General features: G+C 70.5%; 15 protein-coding genes. 10 read left to right on the forward strand and 5 right to left on the reverse strand.

The genetic code is table 11. The annotated features are described in order from the left end of the window. Positions 1-45 precede the first annotated feature (45 nt). The gene (locus tag ACOTKD_RS18585; protein ID WP_424890077.1) at positions 46-711 is read right to left on the reverse strand and encodes an endonuclease; all 666 of its coding nucleotides are present in this window, start codon (positions 709-711) and stop codon (positions 46-48) included. 188 nt (positions 712-899) lie between these two features. On the opposite strand from ACOTKD_RS18585, the gene ACOTKD_RS18590 reads away from it, so the two are divergent. Continuing rightward, a complete protein-coding gene (locus tag ACOTKD_RS18590) occupies positions 900-1,544 on the forward strand; it encodes a diguanylate cyclase (protein ID WP_424890078.1) in 645 nt (214 codons plus the stop codon). Beyond that, entirely contained in the window at positions 1,541-2,548 is a 1,008-nt protein-coding gene (locus ACOTKD_RS18595; protein WP_424890079.1) for an SMP-30/gluconolactonase/LRE family protein, read from the forward strand. The genes ACOTKD_RS18590 and ACOTKD_RS18595 overlap by 4 nt, the downstream gene beginning before the upstream one ends. Before the next feature lie 443 nt (positions 2,549-2,991). Here ACOTKD_RS18595 and ACOTKD_RS18600 read toward each other — a convergent pair whose 3' ends face one another. Beyond that, entirely contained in the window at positions 2,992-4,641 is a 1,650-nt protein-coding gene (locus ACOTKD_RS18600; protein WP_424890080.1) for an ABC-F family ATP-binding cassette domain-containing protein, read from the reverse strand. A 312-nt stretch (positions 4,642-4,953) separates the two neighbouring features. Between ACOTKD_RS18600 and ACOTKD_RS18605 the strand changes: the two genes are divergently transcribed. Then, complete coding sequence (locus ACOTKD_RS18605) at positions 4,954-5,856, forward strand: aminoglycoside phosphotransferase family protein (RefSeq protein WP_424890081.1); 903 nt, start codon at positions 4,954-4,956, stop codon at positions 5,854-5,856. Between the two features lie 71 nt (positions 5,857-5,927). Continuing rightward, positions 5,928-6,797 carry an LLM class flavin-dependent oxidoreductase gene (locus tag ACOTKD_RS18610; RefSeq protein ID WP_424890082.1) on the forward strand — a complete coding sequence of 290 codons (870 nt, stop codon included), beginning with the start codon at positions 5,928-5,930 and terminating at the stop codon, positions 6,795-6,797. Positions 6,798-6,806: 9 nt separating this feature from the next. Here ACOTKD_RS18610 and ACOTKD_RS18615 read toward each other — a convergent pair whose 3' ends face one another. Continuing rightward, the gene (locus tag ACOTKD_RS18615) at positions 6,807-8,153 is read right to left on the reverse strand and encodes a cation:proton antiporter (RefSeq protein WP_424890083.1); all 1,347 of its coding nucleotides are present in this window, start codon (positions 8,151-8,153) and stop codon (positions 6,807-6,809) included. A 189-nt stretch (positions 8,154-8,342) separates the two neighbouring features. Continuing rightward, complete coding sequence (locus tag ACOTKD_RS18620; RefSeq protein WP_424890084.1) at positions 8,343-8,522, reverse strand: DUF1272 domain-containing protein; 180 nt, start codon at positions 8,520-8,522, stop codon at positions 8,343-8,345. 237 nt (positions 8,523-8,759) lie between these two features. On the opposite strand from ACOTKD_RS18620, the gene ACOTKD_RS18625 reads away from it, so the two are divergent. Then, the gene (locus ACOTKD_RS18625) at positions 8,760-9,689 is read left to right on the forward strand and encodes an NAD-dependent epimerase/dehydratase family protein (RefSeq protein ID WP_424890085.1); all 930 of its coding nucleotides are present in this window, start codon (positions 8,760-8,762) and stop codon (positions 9,687-9,689) included. A gap of 126 nt (positions 9,690-9,815) precedes the next feature. On the opposite strand, the gene ACOTKD_RS18630 is transcribed toward ACOTKD_RS18625, so the two are convergent. Further along, positions 9,816-11,447 (reverse strand): ADP-ribosyltransferase domain-containing protein, encoded by a 1,632-nt coding sequence (locus ACOTKD_RS18630; protein WP_424890086.1) that lies wholly within the window; start codon positions 11,445-11,447, stop codon positions 9,816-9,818. Between the two features lie 300 nt (positions 11,448-11,747). On the opposite strand from ACOTKD_RS18630, the gene ACOTKD_RS18635 reads away from it, so the two are divergent. The 5 genes from ACOTKD_RS18635 (at position 11,748) to ACOTKD_RS18655 (ending at position 16,520) form a co-directional block, all read left to right on the forward strand. Then, entirely contained in the window at positions 11,748-12,425 is a 678-nt protein-coding gene (locus ACOTKD_RS18635; RefSeq protein ID WP_424890087.1) for a macro domain-containing protein, read from the forward strand. A 67-nt stretch (positions 12,426-12,492) separates the two neighbouring features. Then, positions 12,493-13,014: a hypothetical protein gene (locus ACOTKD_RS18640; protein ID WP_424890088.1), complete on the forward strand. Its 522-nt coding sequence runs from the start codon at positions 12,493-12,495 to the stop codon at positions 13,012-13,014. Between the two features lie 56 nt (positions 13,015-13,070). Continuing rightward, entirely contained in the window at positions 13,071-13,613 is a 543-nt protein-coding gene (locus ACOTKD_RS18645) for an FHA domain-containing protein (RefSeq protein WP_424890089.1), read from the forward strand. A 215-nt stretch (positions 13,614-13,828) separates the two neighbouring features. Then, on the forward strand, positions 13,829-14,356 hold the full coding sequence (locus tag ACOTKD_RS18650; RefSeq protein ID WP_424890090.1) for a hypothetical protein: 528 nt from the start codon (positions 13,829-13,831) through the stop codon (positions 14,354-14,356). A gap of 748 nt (positions 14,357-15,104) precedes the next feature. After that, positions 15,105-16,520: an MFS transporter gene (locus ACOTKD_RS18655; protein WP_424890091.1), complete on the forward strand. Its 1,416-nt coding sequence runs from the start codon at positions 15,105-15,107 to the stop codon at positions 16,518-16,520. Positions 16,521-16,600 lie beyond the last annotated feature (80 nt).

Here is a 16,600-nt window from a genome sequence, read left to right on the forward strand (position 1 = left end):
GCTGCCCTGCCGCCCTGCCGTTCTTCTGCGCTGCCGCCTCGCCGGTCAGTCCCCCTTCCCGGCGCGGGCGGCTTCCTTCACCTCACCGGCGATCTCCTTGTCCAGTGCGGCCCGCACCAGTGCGGCCGCGAACGCCGGAGCGTCCGCACGTGCGACCAGCCGTGCCAGCGCGCCGGGATCGCGCGGCAGCCCGAGCAGGGCGGCGCCCTCACCGGCCTTGCCGTCGAAACACGGATGCACCTCCGGCCACACGCCTTGCACTTCCCGCAGGAAGATGGCCACACCCGCGGGCCCGAGCCCCGGGAGCTCCTGCAACAGCTTCCGCAACCGCCCCGGGTCGCCGTCCGCCTCCTCACGCATCCGCCGGACGTCGCCCCGGTAGCGGTCGAGCAGCAGGTGCGCGCCGTCGCCGAGCTGCGTGGCGGTGCGCTCGTCGTAGCGGCGGTAGCCGCCCTTGCCCAGTGCGTCCACCCGCTGCTGCCAGGTCGCCCCGGCCATGCGCCGGGGGTCCTTCATCCCGGCCTCCGCCAGGCAGCGCGCGGCTTCGACCGGGACGGATGCCCGGATCCGCGCACTGAGCAGACAGGCCAGCACGAGGAGCCGGTACAGCGGCTGCGGCGTGTCCCGCAGCCGGATGCCCGCTTCCTCGGCGTACGTCCTGCCGTACATCCGCAGCAGCGCGGCCGCGGTCCGCTCGTTGCTGGTGCCCATGGAACGAGTGTGTCCCGACGGAACGAGTGTGTCCTGACGAACCCGGCCCCACCCGGCGCGATCACGCTATTCGGCCGTTCTCCGCTCCGGCTGCATGACAGGGGAGAAGGGGGTAGATGTGTACGCGAGCTGCGAACCGATCTTCATATCATCCCTCTCGGCCACCCCTTTTCTCCCCGGAGGCTTCCATGGCTCGCTCCGGCACGTCCCTCGTCCGCACCTGGCAGCACTGGCGCCGCGGACGCGACCTCTCCCTCCCCGCCCGCTCCACCACCGTCGAAGACGCCAACCGGCGGTTCCTGCTCTACGGGGTCCTCCCGCTGTGGGTGGTGCCCGCGGTCGCCGACTGGTGGATGCACAAGAAGACGCGCATCGAGCACACGAGCGGCGTGAAGGAATCCGCCGTCCACGCCCTGATGATGACCGAGGCCGGTGTCCCCGTCGCGATGGGCCTCCTGGCCAGGATCAACCCGCTCGTCCTCTCCGTGATGGGAGGAGCCGCCGTCGCCCACGGCGCCACGGCCCTCTACGACGTCAGCCTGGCCACGGCGGAGCGCGAAGTGCGCCCCGTGGAGCAGCACATCCACAGCTTTCTGGAGGTGCTGCCCCTGTCGGCGATGGCGTTCACCGCGTGCCTGCACGCCGACGAGGTCCGCGCGACGCTGCGCGGCGGCCCCGGCCCCCGCGACTGGGCCCTCCTCCCCAAGGACAGGCCGCTGCCCGCGAAGTACCTTGCCGGGCTCGCCGCGGTGATCTGCGCCGGGGTGATCCTGCCGTACGCCGAGGAGTTCTCCCGGTGCCTGCGCGCCCGGCGTCCGGTGCCCGTCTCATGAAGCGCGCTCCCGCTCCCGCTCCCGCCCGTGTCACGCAGCCCCGGCAGCTGCCGCCCCTGCGCCTGCTCCGCATCGGGGGATCGGGGCCGGAGGACGTCGTCGTCGACGCCGCCGGGCGGGTGCTCACCGGCACCGACGACGGCCGGATCCGGCGGATCACCCTGCCCGGCCCGCGCGGCGGCGCGCGGGTGGAGGAGATCGCCCGGACGGGCGGCAGGCCGCTCGGCCTGGAAGCACTGCCCGACGGGCGGCTGCTCGTCTGCGACGCGGAACGGGGGTTGCTGCGCATCACCCCTGGGACCGAAGAGGGCGCACGAGCCAGGACCGAGGTGCTCGTCGGCTCGGTGGCAGGCGTCCCACTGCGGTTCTGCAGCAACGTGACCGCCGCCGCGGACGGCACCCTCTACTTCACCGCCGCCAGCCGGCGGTACGGGCTGCGCGACTGGCAGGCCGACATCGTCGAGCACTCCGGCACCGGCCGGCTGCTCCGACTCCGGCCGGGCGGCGAGCCCGAAGTGCTCCTCGACGACCTGCAGTTTGCGAACGGCGTCGCCCTGGCGGCCGACGAGACCTACGTCGCCGTGGCCGAAACCGGCGCGTACCGCCTCACCCGCCTCTGGCTCACCGGCCCCCGGTCCGGCGTGCGCGACACCCTCATCGGCAATCTGCCGGGCTTCCCCGACAACCTCTCCCGCAGCGCCGACGGGACCCTCTGGACCGCCCTGGCCGCGCCCCGCACCGCGCCCCTCGAACGCCTCCACCGCGCCCCCGCGCCGGTGCGACGCGCGGCGGCTGCCGCGGCGGTCCACCTGCGCCTGCCCCCGCGCCGTGTCGCGCGCGTCATCGGTGTCGACGCCGGCGGCCGCATCACCCACGACCTGGGACGCCACGGCACCGGCTACCGGATGATCACCAGCGTGTACGAGCACAGGGGCACCCTCGTCCTCGGCAGCCTCCTGGAGCCGGGCATCGCCGTGTGCGAACTCCAGGCCCCCTCTCCCTGAACAGGGGCAGGAGCGCTGCTGCTGCCGCGGACCTCGGGCTCGCTCAGGCGGCGTGCCTGCCCCTGCCCCTTGTGCCCCTCGCGAACGGCCTGGCAGGCGACGACCGGCCCACCGGCGAGGCCGGCGCTTGACGCGAGAGCGCCTCCTGACGCGAAAGCGCCTCCCGACGCGCGACCGGCTCCTGACCGGTGACATCGGGCACCGCCCGTAGGCGGAGATGCCGGGGCCGGGGCTGCGCCGGGCGTTCAGGGGAGCGACCGCTCAGCAGTCGCTCCTCGTAGCGGCCCAGCGCGAGCACCACGCACAACATAAAAGGGGGCAGGAGCAGAGCGACGGCGACCACGGGGGCCCCTTTCGCAGTGGCGGTGGTTTCCCTTGTCGCGTTGCCGTGCGTGGTCGGTGCAAACACCGCGTTCCGCCGAATGGGGAACCCGGCCACGACTTCAGCCCGTGGCCAATTCCGCCCGCACCTCCTCGGCCGACGTGTCCCGAAGTTCCCCGTCCAGTCTCAGCCAGCGCGTTATCGCGATGGATTCCAGAAAGCGGATGTCGTGACTGGCCACGATCAGCGCGCCTTCGTACGAATCCAGGGCCGTGGCCAGCCGGCGGACGCTCGCCATGTCCAGGTTGTTCGTCGGTTCGTCCAGCATGAGCAGCTGCGGGGCGGGCTCGGCGAGCATCAGGGCCGCCAGAGCGGCCCGGAAGCGCTCTCCGCCCGACAGCGTCCCGGCGTACTGGTCGGCCCGTGCCCCCTTGAACAGGAAGCGGGCCAGCTGCGCCCTGATCCGGTTGCCGGTGGCTCCGGGAGCGAACCGCGCCACGTTGCCGGCGACCGTCAGCTCCTCGTCGAGGATGTCGAGCCGCTGCGGCAGGAAGCGCAGCGGCACGTGGACCTCGGCGTCCCCGGCGAGCGCCTCCAGCTCACCGGCGATCGTCCGCAGGAGCGTCGTCTTGCCCGCGCCGTTGCGGCCGACGAGGGCGACCCTCTCGGGGCCGCGCAGCTCGAACCCGCCATCGACCCGCGCCCCGTACGCGAGGCGGAGGTCGCGCAGCGTGAGGACGGAGCGGCCCGGCGGCACCGCCGTGTGCGGGAGGTCGACGCGGATCTCGTCGTCGTCGCGCACGGCCTCCTCCGCCTTGTCGAGCCGTTCCTTCGCCTCGGCCAGTTTCTCCTCGTGCATGATGCGGTGCTTGCCCGCGGAGACCTGGGCCTGCCGCTTGCGGTCGCCCATGACGATCTTGGGCTCGCGCTTGCTGTCCCACATCTTCTGGCCGTACCGCTTGCGGCGGGCGAGCTTGACGTGGGCGTCGGCCAGCTCGCGCTTCTGCTTGCGCAGATCGGACTCGGCGACCCTCACCAGCCGTCCGGCCGCCTCCTGTTCGGCGGCGAGCGCCTCCTCGTACGCCGAGAAGTTGCCTCCGTACCAGGAGACCTCACCCGCCCGCAGGTCGGCGATCTGATCGACCCGGTCGAGGAGCTCGCGGTCGTGACTGACCACGACCATGACGCCGGACCACGCCTCGACGGCCGTGTACAGGCGCCGGCGCGCGTACAGATCGAGGTTGTTGGTGGGCTCGTCGAGGACGAGGACGTCGGGGCGGCGCAGCAGCAGCGCGGCCAGGCGCAGCAGGACCGACTCCCCGCCCGACACCTCGCCGATGGTGCGGTCCAGGCCGATGCCGCCCAGACCCAGGCCGGCGAGCGTCGCCGTGGCGCGCTCCTCGACGTCCCAGTCGTCGCCGACCGCCGTGAAGTGCTCCTCGCGCACGTCGCCCGCCTCGATGGCGTGCAGCGCGGCGCGGGTGCCGGCGATGCCGAGGACGTCCTCGACGCGGAGCGCCGTGTCGAGCGTGGCGTTCTGCGGCAGGTACCCGATCTCGCCCGCGACGCGCACCGTGCCGCCGGTGGGTGTGAGCTCCCCGGCGATCAGTTTCACCAGGGTCGATTTTCCGGAGCCGTTGAGGCCGATGAGGCCGGACCTTCCTGTCCCGAAGGCGACTTGAAGACCGTCGAAGACGGTGGTGCCGTCCGGCCAGGTATAGGAGAGGGACGTGCACGTGATGGAAGCTGAAGAAGCAGAAGAAGCAGACAAGAAAGCCTCGTAATCGTTGCGGGGAAGGTGGCCGGGGAACCGCCGTAAGGGCGGCGCGGGGCGGACACCGCCGGGCGACCAGGAGGGGCCGACGAGAATGCGGGAAAGAGAATCCCGCGTCGGCGGAGGGACGGCTCAATGCGTCGAGGTCGCACACGGAACGCGGGCAGCGGCGGCGTCATGGCGCTGCTGCATAGCGCGGTGTCTCAAGACCTCAGACGAGCAACGTCCTGCTCCGATCGACGACAACAAAGGCGTGATGAAACGTAAAGGAGCGGTGGTGACGGCGTCAACGCAATAAAATCCCGCTCCGTGGAGATCGCTGAGACGCATCGTGCTCTGCTCGGCAGACTGCTGCCGGACGACGGACCGGGGGACCGGACCGTCCGGCGGGGGCAGTTCCACCACGTGGTGATCGGCTCCGATCGTGTGGTGTGCCTGCCCCGCACCGAGGCGGTGGCCGCCCGGCTGCCCGCGCGGGCGGCGGTGCTGCGGGCGCTCGCGGGACTCGATCTCGGCTTCCGTACGCCCGAGCCGCTGTCCGAGGGCGGAGGCCGTGGCTCACGCGAGGGCCATGACTCGTACGAGGTGCCGTACCTGGTGCTGACCCGCATCCCGGGGGAGCCTCTGGAAGCCGGTGCGCTCGCGGACCCGGCCGTGGCCGATGCGGTGGCGGGGCAGTACGCGTCACTACTGGCCGGACTGGCCCGGGCCGGCGCCGACAGGGAGGTACGAGCCGCTCTGCCCGTGGCGCCGGAAGGCCGGTGGCGGCAGTTCGCGGCGGACGTGCGCGCAGAGCTGTTCCCCCTGATGTCCGGCAGCGGACGCCGGCGGGCCGAACGGGAACTCACGGCCGTCAGCGACCTCCCCCACATCACGAGCGCGGTGGTGCACGGTGACCTCGGCGCGGAGAACGTCCTGTGGGAACGCACCGGCGGAATGCCGCGGCTCAGCGGAATCGTCGACTGGGACGAGGCGGCGATCGGAGACCCTGCCGAGGACCTCGCAGCCATCGGCGCCAGTTGTGGCGAGGACGTCCTGGGGCGGGTACTCGCCCGGGGAGACCGGCTGTGGCCGGCGGACCGGCTGGGGCCGGCCGGTGAACTCGCCGCCCGCATCACCGCGATCCGCGGCACGTTCGCCCTGCAGCAGGCGCTCTCCGGGCATCTCGACGGCGACGAGGAGGAACGGGCGGAGGGCCTGATGGGCTACTGAGGGCCGTTCCGGACCGAGCTGTACAGGCCAGGACCATTGCAAGGAAACGTGTTCAGGCTCATCATGCCTGGGTGCGTTTCTCGATGAATGTCCCCAATTTCGGAGACTTTGCCGATGCCAGGAACGTGGCGGCACTGGCCAAAGCGGCCGAAGCGGCGGGCTGGGACGGCCTGTTCCTGTGGGACCACGTGGTCCACGACAAGCACTCCTCCCGCCCGGTCGGCGATCCGTGGATGCTCCTGACGGCGGCGGCACTGGCGACCACGTCCATCAAGCTGGGCACGCTGGTCACACCCGTACCCCGGCGCCGTCCGCACCAACTGGCCCGCCAGGTCACGACACTGGACCGCATCAGCGGTGGCCGCGTGGTCTTCGCGGCGGGCCTGGGCGGGCCCGTCGAGGACGAGTACGGCAGCTTCGGCGAACCCACCGACGAAGTCCTGCTCGCCGAGCGCCTGGACGAAGGGCTGAGCCTGTTGGAGCAGTACTGGACGGGGGCGCGGATCACACACCGCGGCCGGCACTTCCAGGCGCAGGACGTGGCCCTGCTGCCCCGGCCCGTCCAGCGCCCGCGTCCGCCGGTGTGGATCGCCGGCTACTGGCCGAACCGCAGGCCGATGCGGCGCGCGGCCCGCTGGGACGGCGTCGTTCCGCTGTTCGCCTCCGCCGGGCACGGCCGTACCCCGCCGGTGGAGGAGGTGCGTGACCTGGTGGCCTACGTCGGCCGGCACCGCCCGGACGACCGCCGCGGTGCGCGTTTCGAGGTGGTGGCCGGAGGCGTCAGCCCCGCGAACGACGTGACCGCCGCCCGCGACCTGATCGGACCGCTCCGTGACGCGGGCGTCACCTGGTGGGATGAGCGGCTTCCTCTGGACGACCCCGGGCTCGCCCGCCTCGACACGCTCCTCCACCGCGCCGGACAGGGCCCGCCCCGGCTCTGACGTCTCGGCTCAGCGGGCCGGCTCGTCCGGGGAGGTGCGTGCAACCCGCTCGTCACCGGTGTTCACCGGATCCGTCGGTGCGGCTTGGGCGGGCAGGCGCGCGCCGCCGGTGCGGGACGCGGCCGTGAGGACCCGTACGAGGGGATTGACGGATGTCGTGGCCAGGAGTGCGGTCAGCAGCATTGCGGTGAAGACTTCGCCGGTGATGATTCCGGCATTGCGTCCGATGGTGAGCATGATGACCTCACTGAGCCCTTTGGTGTTGAGAAGAGCGGCCAGCACCGAGGCTTCTTGGTGAGGAAGGCCGATCAGACGGGCTCCGGACAGCGTTCCCGCGTATTTCCCGGCGCAGGCCACGAAGAGAAAGGCCGCGAGCTCGATCGCACCCGCCGGTCCCAGCTCGGTGATGTCGACGGAGAGCCCCGTGAGGGCGAAGAAGACGGGGATGAGCAGGGCGCCGGTGTGCTGGAACGGGGCTTCGAGGGACAGGCGCAGCTCGGGCGGGAGGTCACGGGGCATGGCCAGGCCGAAGGCGAAGGCGCCCAGGACGGCGTGGATCCCGATCCACGCGGTGGCGCAGGAGGAGAGGAGGACGCCGCTGCTGATCACCAGGATGAGCAGGAGCGGGTGACCGCCCTGGCTGTCACGGTGCGGGAACCGGTGCAGGAACCGGCGCAGAAGAGGGCGGACCCCGAACGCCATGACGAGTGCGTAGAGCAGGACTTGCGCCACGGTCTGCAGGCAGTGGGAGAGGCCGTGCCCCCGGGTCGTGGTGAGCAGCACGACCAAGGAGCACCAGGCGATGGTCTCGGTGATGGCTCCGCAGGCGGTGGCCAATGGCCCCACCCGGCCGTGCTGCAGGCCGTTCTCCTTGATGATGCGGACGAGAACGGACAGCGCGCCGATCGACAGGACGATGCCCATGAAGACGGCGAAGACACCGGCGGGGGTGCCGGGGGAGGTGGCGGCCGGGCGTTGGGCGAGCAGTGCCGCCGAGACGGCCACCGCCAGGGTGAAGGGGATGGCCAAAGACGCCGTCGTGACGGTGAGGACGGAACGCAAACGGCCGCGCAGCGGGCGGAAGTCCAGCTCCCAGCCCGTGACGAACATGAAGAGGGCGATGCCCACCTGGGCGACGGTGGCAAGGTGCGGCCGCGCCTGCGGTGGGAAGAGGAGACCGGGAAGGTCGCCGGGCAGGAGGCCGAGGAGGCTCGGTCCCAGGAGGAGACCCGCGGCGATCTCACCGACGACGACCGGCTGCCGGAGGCGGGTGCGCAGCGGGCTGATCACGACACCGATGAGCAGGATGACGGCGATATCCGCCAGGATCATCGCGTCCAGTGAAGAGTCCTTCAAGGTTCTGATGCCTCTCCCCGGCCTGGCGTTACGGTTTTAATCCTAGATGCCGGAATTCTTCCCCGGGGAGGAGTCCGTGGCCCCTCCACCCGAATGAGTGGAGGGGCCATCGGTGTTGTGGTCCTATGGAACGCTGAGTTCCTGGGAGCGCTGTGTTTCCGGGAACGCTGTGTTTCCGGAGACGTTGTCTTAGGGAACGCGGCGGGGACGGGCCACGAGTTCGCCGCCGCAGTTGGGGCAGACGTCGTGCATGGCGTCACTGCAGGGCACGCAGAACGTGCACTCGTGCGAGCAGATGCGGGCGGCCGAGTCCGGCGGCAGCATCGCACTCTCGCATCGCTCGCAGCGTTCACGCATTTCCAGTGCCATGGCTTCTCTCCTGACGGGTTCGGGTATCCGCCACCTGATTCGCCGGCACCGGATGAGGTCGGAGCCCATTCTTGGCAGGAGGAACGTGGCCGGAAAGCGCCCGCAGGGCCAGCTTTGCGTAGGATCGGGCCAGCACCGGAGCCCGCGTTGACCAGGTCGGACCGGTCGTCAGCCGGTATCCGCAGCGCGCGGTACCTGGGACAGGAACAAGACACGCACTCGCGCTAGTGTGCGTACGTGAGTCTTTGTGTCGTAGTGGGATTCGGGGCCGCCGGGGCGGCCACCGCTCGGACGCTGGCCGAGCAGGGGTACGCGGTACGGGTCGTCACCAGGTCGGGCCGGAGCCCGGAGCCCGGCATCGAGCACGTCGCGCTGGATGCGGCGGACGGCAGGCAGCTGATCGAGGCGGCGCGGGGCGCGGTCGCGATCTACGGCTGCGCCGCACCGCCCTACCACCGCTGGGCCGCCGAGTGGCCGCCGCTGGCCTCGTCGCTCTGCGCGGCGGCCGAGGCCACCGGTGCCGTTCTGGTGATGCTGGGCAACCTCTACGGCTACGGCCCCGTGGACGGTCCCATGACGGAGGACCTTCCCCTCGCTGCGACGGGCCCCAAGGGGCGGGTGCGCGCCGCCGTCTGGGAGCAGGCGCGAGACCTGCACGAACAGGGCCGCATCAAGGCGGTCGAGGTGCGTGCCTCGGACTTCTTCGGCCCCGGCGTCACCGACGGCGGACACCTGGCCGCCCGGGTCATGCCGCGCCTGCTGCGCGGCAAGTCCGTCTCCGCGCTCGGCGACCCGGACGCCCCGCACAGCTGGACCTATCTCCCCGATGTGGCCAGGGCCCTGGTCGAGGTGGCGGGCGAGGAGCGCGCCTGGGGGAGGGCCTGGCACCTCCCGACGGCGCCCGCGCTATCCGCCCGCCGGATGGTGGACCGCCTTGCCGCTCAGGCCGGAACGGGGCCGGTCGCGGTGCGCAGGCTCTCGCCGGCCGTGCTGGGCGTCGCGTCGGTGTTCTCGCCGCTGATCCGCGAACTGAAGGAGATCCGCCACCAGTTCGACCGTCCCTTCGTGGTCGACTCCAGCGCGTACGAGACCGAGTTCGCCGTACGCGCCACCCCTGTCGACGAGCAGGTCGAGGCGACGGTCGACTGGTGGCGCGGGCGGTCGTAAACGGTTGTGGGCGTCGTAGCGGTCGCAGCGGTTGCAGCAGCCCTGTCCAGGCCTTCATGCACGCCGCATGAAGGCCTGCAGGTACTGCCGCGCCGGCGGTCGCTCAAGAGACGCGCCGGCGGTCGCTCAGGAGACGAGGGGACCCTCTTCCAGTTCGGTCAGCTGTACGGTGCACAGACCGCCGCGCTCGACCTTCACGTCCTCCACCTTGAGCTGGGTGCCCGGCAGGAGGATGTACTCCTCCTCGCCGGTGAACGCCGAGAAGCGCTGGATGCCCACGGCCCGCACCGGCCGCACCTCGAAGAGCGTCCGCTTGCCGCGGCCGCCGAGGAACCCCTGCGCCACGCCCAGGTTGGGCGTGCAGGACGAGACGCCCCACCAGGTCACGGTCTTGCCGACCGGGTACTGCGCGCGCAGGTCCAGCGACACCCCGCGCCACAACGGCTCCGTACGGGCGGGAAGCCCCGACACCGCCGAGAACAGCAGCCGCAGGTACGGGAGGTACGGGATGACCTTGGACCGGTCCGGCGAGCGCAGAATGGCGTTGATCTCCCGGTAGAACGCGGACTCGCAGGTGTAGAGGTAGAGGGCGGCGATCGCGTCGGCGGACAGACTGCCGGCCGCAGCCGGCTCGGCCACCCGGCTCCTGCCGAACTCGTGCGACAGGCCGACGTGTCGGTCGAGGCCCGCCAGCCGCTTCGCGACCGGGCCGACGGCGTCGCGGAAGTCCATGAGCGGGGTGTCGAACACACCCGTGATCGCGGGGAGGGCGAGGCCCTCGTCCTTGACGTTGGCGAGCCGCTCCAGGTACAGCTGGTGCAGCTCCATGGTGGACGTGATGAACGCGCCCATGCGTTCGGCGACACCGCCGTCCGCCCCGCCGCCGGCCTCCGCCGCGGCCTTGTCCCACCCCTTGCTCGGCAGCCAGTCGATCGGGTCGGCGCCCAGCGACGCGAGGGCGTCGTTCACGACCGCGAAGTGGTCGCCGTCGCAGAAGATGTCGCCCTGCGCCGCGGGGTTGGGGTGGTCGATGTGCCGGACCTCGACCCCGGGGTACTTCTCCTGGAGCCGGAGGACGACCTTCTTCAGGCTGCGCGCGTGCGCCCCCCACCACGCGAAGACGACACCACGGTCCTCCTCGTCGGCGTCCTGCTTGGCCTTGAGGATCTCCTCGACGATCCGCTCGGCGACCGGACGCCAGAAAGCGGTGTGCCGGTCGGCGTCGGTGCCCCTTCCCCCGTTACTGGTGGCGGTGAGCGCCGTGTTCAGCAGCAGTACGCCCTGCGTGAGCATCGCCTGGAACCACTCCGGCGGCTGGACGGTCTCCCGCTCCTTCAGCAGCGCCCGGATGTCGGCGATCGGGGTCTTCTTGGGTATGCCGTACTTCCACATTGCCGCCGCCTTGATGATGCAGCGGATGCTGACGACCCTGCCGAACTGGCTGTCCTTCCAGTCGTGGAAGGTGTTGTCGAACATCGCGATGCCCGTGGCGCTCTCCGGCCGCGGGTACGGATTCTGACCGAAGGCGACGACCTTCCACTTGTGCGGTGGATTGGGCTTGAGCGCCTGAAAGGTCAGTTCACGGACGGGGACGATTTCCGGGCCGCGACCCGAGCCGATGAACGCAGCCGCTTCCGGCTGCTCCTCGATGACCGGCTTCAGCAGCGGAAGCCACGGTTCGCCGCCGCCTTTGAAGAGTTCGGCGAGGGCGAGCGGGTCATTCGCGTCGGGCTCGGCCGGGGCAGGGGATTCGCTCATTGTGGAGGGCTCCGAATATCAAAACGTGCTGATAGGGCATGTTCGGCAAGGTAGGCACGGCAGGTGAAATCGCCGCGCGAGGGCCGAACGCGGCGACAAGAACCCAAAACGCCACTACGGGACTTCGGGTCCGCCTCGCGGGGTCTGCCTCGCGGAAACTGCCTGCAGGCTAGCACCGGGCTCCGACACCGGCCGCAATCGTGACGAGAGGTCATGAACCGCAGGTCGCAGCAGCGTTGTCAGTGAGGCGCGGTAACGTCATGAGCGCTGGAACGACCGGCTTTCCGATGGGAGTGGACCATGACCGTGGACCGTGTGCAGCCGCCGCTGCGAGTAGTGCTGACCGATATCAACACGAAGGTGGTGGAGGCGTGGCGGGCGGCGTTCGCCGACACTCCCGGGATCGAGATCCGCAAGGGGTCGATCCTCGATGAGGACGTCGACGCCTGGGTTTCCCCGACCAACTCCCGGGGCCGGATGGACGGCGGCGTCGACGCGGCCATCAAGCGACACCTCGGAGCGGGAATCCAACTGCGCGTGCAGCGCGCAATACGCGACCAGTACGAGGGAAATCTCCCGGTGGGAAGCGCGGTATGCGTGCCGTCCGGGGCGGTCAATCCGAAATTCCTGATCTCGGCGCCCACGATGGAATATTCCGCGCAGAACGTGAGCGAGACGCTGAACGTGGCCCTGGCGTGCGCCGCCGCCTTCCAGGCGATCCACCGGCAGAACGAACAGGCACCGGGCAGCATCGCGTCGGTGGCCCTGGTCGGCATGGGCGCCCAGACCGGCCGGGTGCCGGCACGGGTGTGCGCCAATCTGATGTGGACGGGCCACACGCTGTTCAACGACCACCGCTTCGACGACTACGACGACCTGCGCGCCACGATCACCGCCCAGCTCGACGACATCGAGAACGCGCCCGAAGAGAAGTGCGTACGCATCGCGCCGCCCGCGCGTGCCACCTCCCGCCGCTGACGGGGTCCGTGGAGCATGTGATCCATCCACCGGTATGCGGGTCAACGGCATGTGATCCAATGGACAGATGAGCGACACGGGCGTTTCTCTGGGGCCGTTGGAAAGGATCGACGGCCGCTGGATGGTGGGCGATTCCCGAAGGCCTGGCGGCACCTGGCTCGAGTTCCGTGCGGAGGGGCTTCACCAGCACGCACGGGACTCCGAGGAGCGGCTGATCCCCTGGTCCAGGATCATGATCCTCGGGCGCTGCACACTGGGGGCCAAGTACCCGAAGGACTCGTACGGCGCGAAGGCGCTGCTCGATGCCCTGCCGGGCCCGTGGAGGGGACGCGGACGCGGCTACCTGCACATGACGCTGCGCCACCCCTACGAGGACTGGCTTGCCCCCTTCGGTCTCCACCCTCGTTGGTACAGCCCCATCGAACACGAGCTGTTCCAGGAACTGCTCGCACAGACCTGCGCCGCGGACGAGACGCACAAGCTCGGCGACGCGGACTGGCTGGGCCGCGCGGTCGAACAGCTGGCAGGGCAAAGGCCCTGGTCGGCCTGGAAGATACGCGACGCCGTGAAAGAGGCTCGCGTGGCGTGACGCGCACCTGTTTGATTTTGTGGACAGGACGGTTCGAAAACCCGAGAATCACCTTCATGACGTCTCCTGAGTTCCGTACGCGCGTGACACGGCCTTCCGAGGCCGACCGGGAGAGGGCCCTGGCGATCCTGCGCGACGGCACCGGCGACGGCAGGCTCTCCCACGACACGTTCATGCGCCGCATGGACCTCGTCCTGACCGCCCGCACCAGCGCCGAGATCGAGCTCGCCATGGCCGACCTCCCGGCCCGCGGGCGGTTCTCGGACTTCCTCCTGCGCGTGGTGGGCCGCGTGTCCTCCTTCGGCGCGAGCGTTCGCGGAGCCTGGCGGGCCGCGCGGCTCCCCGGCCTCCGGCTCCCCGAGCCCGGCACGAAGCCGCTGACCGTCGGCCGGGCTCCGGTCTCCGACCTGCGCCTCGAAGACGACACGGTCTCCCGCCGGCACGCGGAACTGCGCTGGCTCGACCACGGCTGGCGCCTGACGGACCTCGGCTCCCGCAACGGCACCTACGTCAACGGCCTGCGCATAGCCGGCTCCGTCCGCGTCGGCCCCGGCGACCACGTCGCCTTCGGCGACCTCGGCTTCCGCTTGTCGGTCTGACGGTCTGACGGTCTGACAGCCTGGCGGCGGGCGGCCTGCGATCCGGCAGCGGCTGCCGGCGTCCGATCCGACAGCAGACCGGCCTTCAAGGCTCCGTCAACGATGGACCGGAGCTCACCTGAATGGGTGATTCCGATCTGGAGTGAAGCGAGAGCACACTCCCGAGTGGAGGCCGTGTACCTCCGACGTCCGTGAAGACCGGAGGAGGGCTTCTCATGCTCCCGTTCCGCACCCGCAGACTCATCGCCGCCGCAGCTGCCGTCGCCGGGGCGATCCCGCTGGCAACAACCGGAACCGCCCCGGCCGCCGCCGCGGGCGACGCCATGGCCCAAACCCTGAACTGCTCCGGTTCGATCAGGGTGGACATCACCAATACCGGAGCCGTCGACGGCAAAGGCACTCTCCGCTGTGCGACACCCAGCACCTCCTACGACGGTCAGCTGAAGCTCTCGGGATCCGTGACGAACGTCAGCGGGCTGGTCTATCAGACCAGGACGACCGACCAGCTCAGCATCTTCAGCGGCAGCACCGGCGAGATCATCGACCTCTCGGTGAACCGGACCCTGCGCAAGCTCTCTGACGCCCCCTCCGGCAACGCCACCGAAGAAGGCTCGGGACTGGTCATCGGAGGCGGCCCCTTCGGCGGCTCCACGGAGACCGAGTCCGGCGCGGGCACGTTCGGCGCGGGGGTGGTGACGACCTTCCTCATCACCAACGAATACATCCTCGACCTGCACGGCTGACCCGGTCGGAGCGCCCAGGCCCCCAGGGCCCGGGCCGAACGCACCGCACGGGCCTGCGAAACGTCAGCTGCCGTCTGTGCAGATGCCCTTGATCCTGCCGTCCGTGGCCCCGACGGTGCCGAAGGCCGCCCTGCCGGCGGACGGTCCAGTGGGTCCGGTGCCAGGCGTCCAACTGCTCCGGGGCGGCCGGGAAGTGCCCGGCGTCCGGGTCCCGGGGATCGGCGCCGAGTGCCTCAGGCCGGCCGTCCCCGGTGGTCAACGCGATGAGGCCCGAGGCGTCGGCCTCGGCAGCAGCCGGATACGTCGGGCTGAGGTAAGCCGCGGAGGCTTCGGACCGGACACGGTCAGCCTCGGCCGGACGCCGCACCAGGACGTGCAGAGGCTGCGGCAGATCCTCATGGTGATCCTCCGGCTCGGTGACCTCGTCGCGCGGGCAGACGCCGTAGTGGTCGGTGACCCGGCGCTCCGGCGCAACCGGGCACCCTGCTGACCCGCTGGCGGGCTCGCGCGGCCTCGTTTCCTCGAAACGACGTCGGCAGGGAATCCGGAAGGAATTTGGAGCGTAATCCTCCGAACGGAATCCGAGCATCCGATATGCCGCGCCTTTGATATGCGACGCCTTTGAGTTGAACTTATCGGTCATATTCGGTCGACCGTGAGACGCCGTGGTTGACGCCGTCGGTGCCGTCGTGCCTACGCTGCCGGAGCAAGATCAACAGGCTCACTGTCTCTGCGAAATGGCCGCATCATGACGAACCCGACCAGTCTCGACAGCCGCACGCCGAACGCGAGAGATGCTCCCGTAAGACCCCGACGCGTCCTGACAGTTGCCTGTCTGGGCTACGGAATGCTCGTCATCGACATCAGCATCGTCAATGTGGCGATCCCGGCGATGCGCGACAGCCTGCACGCGAGCCTCGCGACGATGCAGCTCGTGGTCGACGCGTACGTCATCGTTCTCGCCAGCCTCGTGCTGGCCGGAGCCGCGGCGGTCGGACGGTTCGGCTCCGTTCCCGCGTTCCGGCTCGGCATCGGCATTTTCGGGCTGGCGTCCGTGCTCTGCGGAGCCGCCCCCGACGGTTCCGTACTCGTCGCCATGCGGGTTCTGCAAGGGCTCGGTGCGGTCCTGCTCGTGCCCGCCACTCTGGTGCTGATCACCGACGCCTACAAGGACCCGGGCAAGCGCGCCAAAGCCATCGCCGTCTGGGCGACGGTCGCCGGAAGCCCGGTCGCGTTCGGCCCCATTCTCGGGGGCGCCCTCGTCTCCGCCGTCGGCTGGCGGAGCATCTTCCTCATCAACATACCGGTCGTCGTGGCCATCCTGTGGCTCTCGGCGCGTCACATGCCCCGCGGCGAACCGGAGGCGAAGAAGGAGCCGCAGGACATCGCGGGCCAGCTCCTCGGCATCGTCTTCCTCGGAAGCGTCGCGCTGGCGCTCACCGAAGGCCGCGAACTGGGCTGGACCCGCCCACTGCCCGTCGCCGCAGCCGTGACCGCCCTCGTAGCGCTCGCGGCGTTCGTCGTCAGACAGCGCACCTGTTCCTTCCCCATGATTCCCAAGGACCTGCGCCGGGCCCCGGGATTCGGCGGTCTCGTCATGGTGGGCCTGCTGCTCTTCCTCGGCTACTACGGGCTCGTGTTCTCCATCAGCGTCTTCCTCCAGCAAGTGCGCGGCTACGGCCCGGTCACCACCGGCCTGTGCTTCCTGCCGTCCGCCTTGCCGATCACGTTCATGCCGCTGGTCGCCGGGCGCGTCAACGCCAAGCACGGTCCTCTGAAAGTCCTGGTCACCGCCGTCGCCCTGACGCTGGCCGGCGGGCTGCTGCTGGTCTTCCTGGGCGGCGAGGCCCCGATCGGCACCTGCGTCGGGCTCGTCTTCATCGGACTCGGCTTCGGCCTCGCCACCGTGCCCCAGATCTCCCTGGTCATGGCGACGGCCCCGCCGCACCGCTCCGCGATCGCCAGCGGACTGCTGTCGGCGGCCCGGCAGTCGGGAACCACGATCGGCATCGCCCTGCTCGGCGGTCTCCAGACCGGGGACAGCATCGTCGCTCCGGCGCTCGCGGCCGTGGCGGCGTACCTGCTGATGGCGGCGGCCGTCGGCCTCGCCGCCCGGAAGCAGGCCGCGCAGACGCAGTCCCAGACGTCGCCTCGGACCACCTAGCGAGGGGGACCAGCCGGCGAGAGCAAGGCCTTCGCGATGTCCGCGCCCCGGTGCCCCGAAGTACCGGCTCCATCACCAAC

The sequence above is a fragment of the Streptomyces sp. XH2 genome, from assembly GCF_049725035.1.
Taxonomy (GTDB): Bacteria; Actinomycetota; Actinomycetes; order Streptomycetales; family Streptomycetaceae; genus Streptomyces; species Streptomyces roseoverticillatus.

Bases quoted from the DNA above. Each gene is read 5' to 3' on its own strand.
- ACOTKD_RS18640 (WP_424890088.1), top strand. From the start codon at position 12,493: ATGAGCGACACGGGCGTTTCTCTGGGGCCGTTGGAAAGGATCGACGGC.
- ACOTKD_RS18595 (WP_424890079.1), top strand. From the start codon at position 1,541: ATGAAGCGCGCTCCCGCTCCCGCTCCCGCCCGTGTCACGCAGCCCCGG.
- ACOTKD_RS18645 (WP_424890089.1), top strand. From the start codon at position 13,071: ATGACGTCTCCTGAGTTCCGTACGCGCGTGACACGGCCTTCCGAGGCC.
- ACOTKD_RS18590 (WP_424890078.1), top strand. From the start codon at position 900: ATGGCTCGCTCCGGCACGTCCCTCGTCCGCACCTGGCAGCACTGGCGC.
- ACOTKD_RS18630 (WP_424890086.1), bottom strand. From the start codon at position 11,447: ATGAGCGAATCCCCTGCCCCGGCCGAGCCCGACGCGAATGACCCGCTC.
- ACOTKD_RS18655 (WP_424890091.1), top strand. From the start codon at position 15,105: ATGACGAACCCGACCAGTCTCGACAGCCGCACGCCGAACGCGAGAGAT.
- ACOTKD_RS18585 (WP_424890077.1), bottom strand. From the start codon at position 711: ATGGGCACCAGCAACGAGCGGACCGCGGCCGCGCTGCTGCGGATGTAC.
- ACOTKD_RS18650 (WP_424890090.1), top strand. From the start codon at position 13,829: ATGCTCCCGTTCCGCACCCGCAGACTCATCGCCGCCGCAGCTGCCGTC.
- ACOTKD_RS18620 (WP_424890084.1), bottom strand. From the start codon at position 8,522: ATGGCACTGGAAATGCGTGAACGCTGCGAGCGATGCGAGAGTGCGATG.
- ACOTKD_RS18635 (WP_424890087.1), top strand. From the start codon at position 11,748: ATGACCGTGGACCGTGTGCAGCCGCCGCTGCGAGTAGTGCTGACCGAT.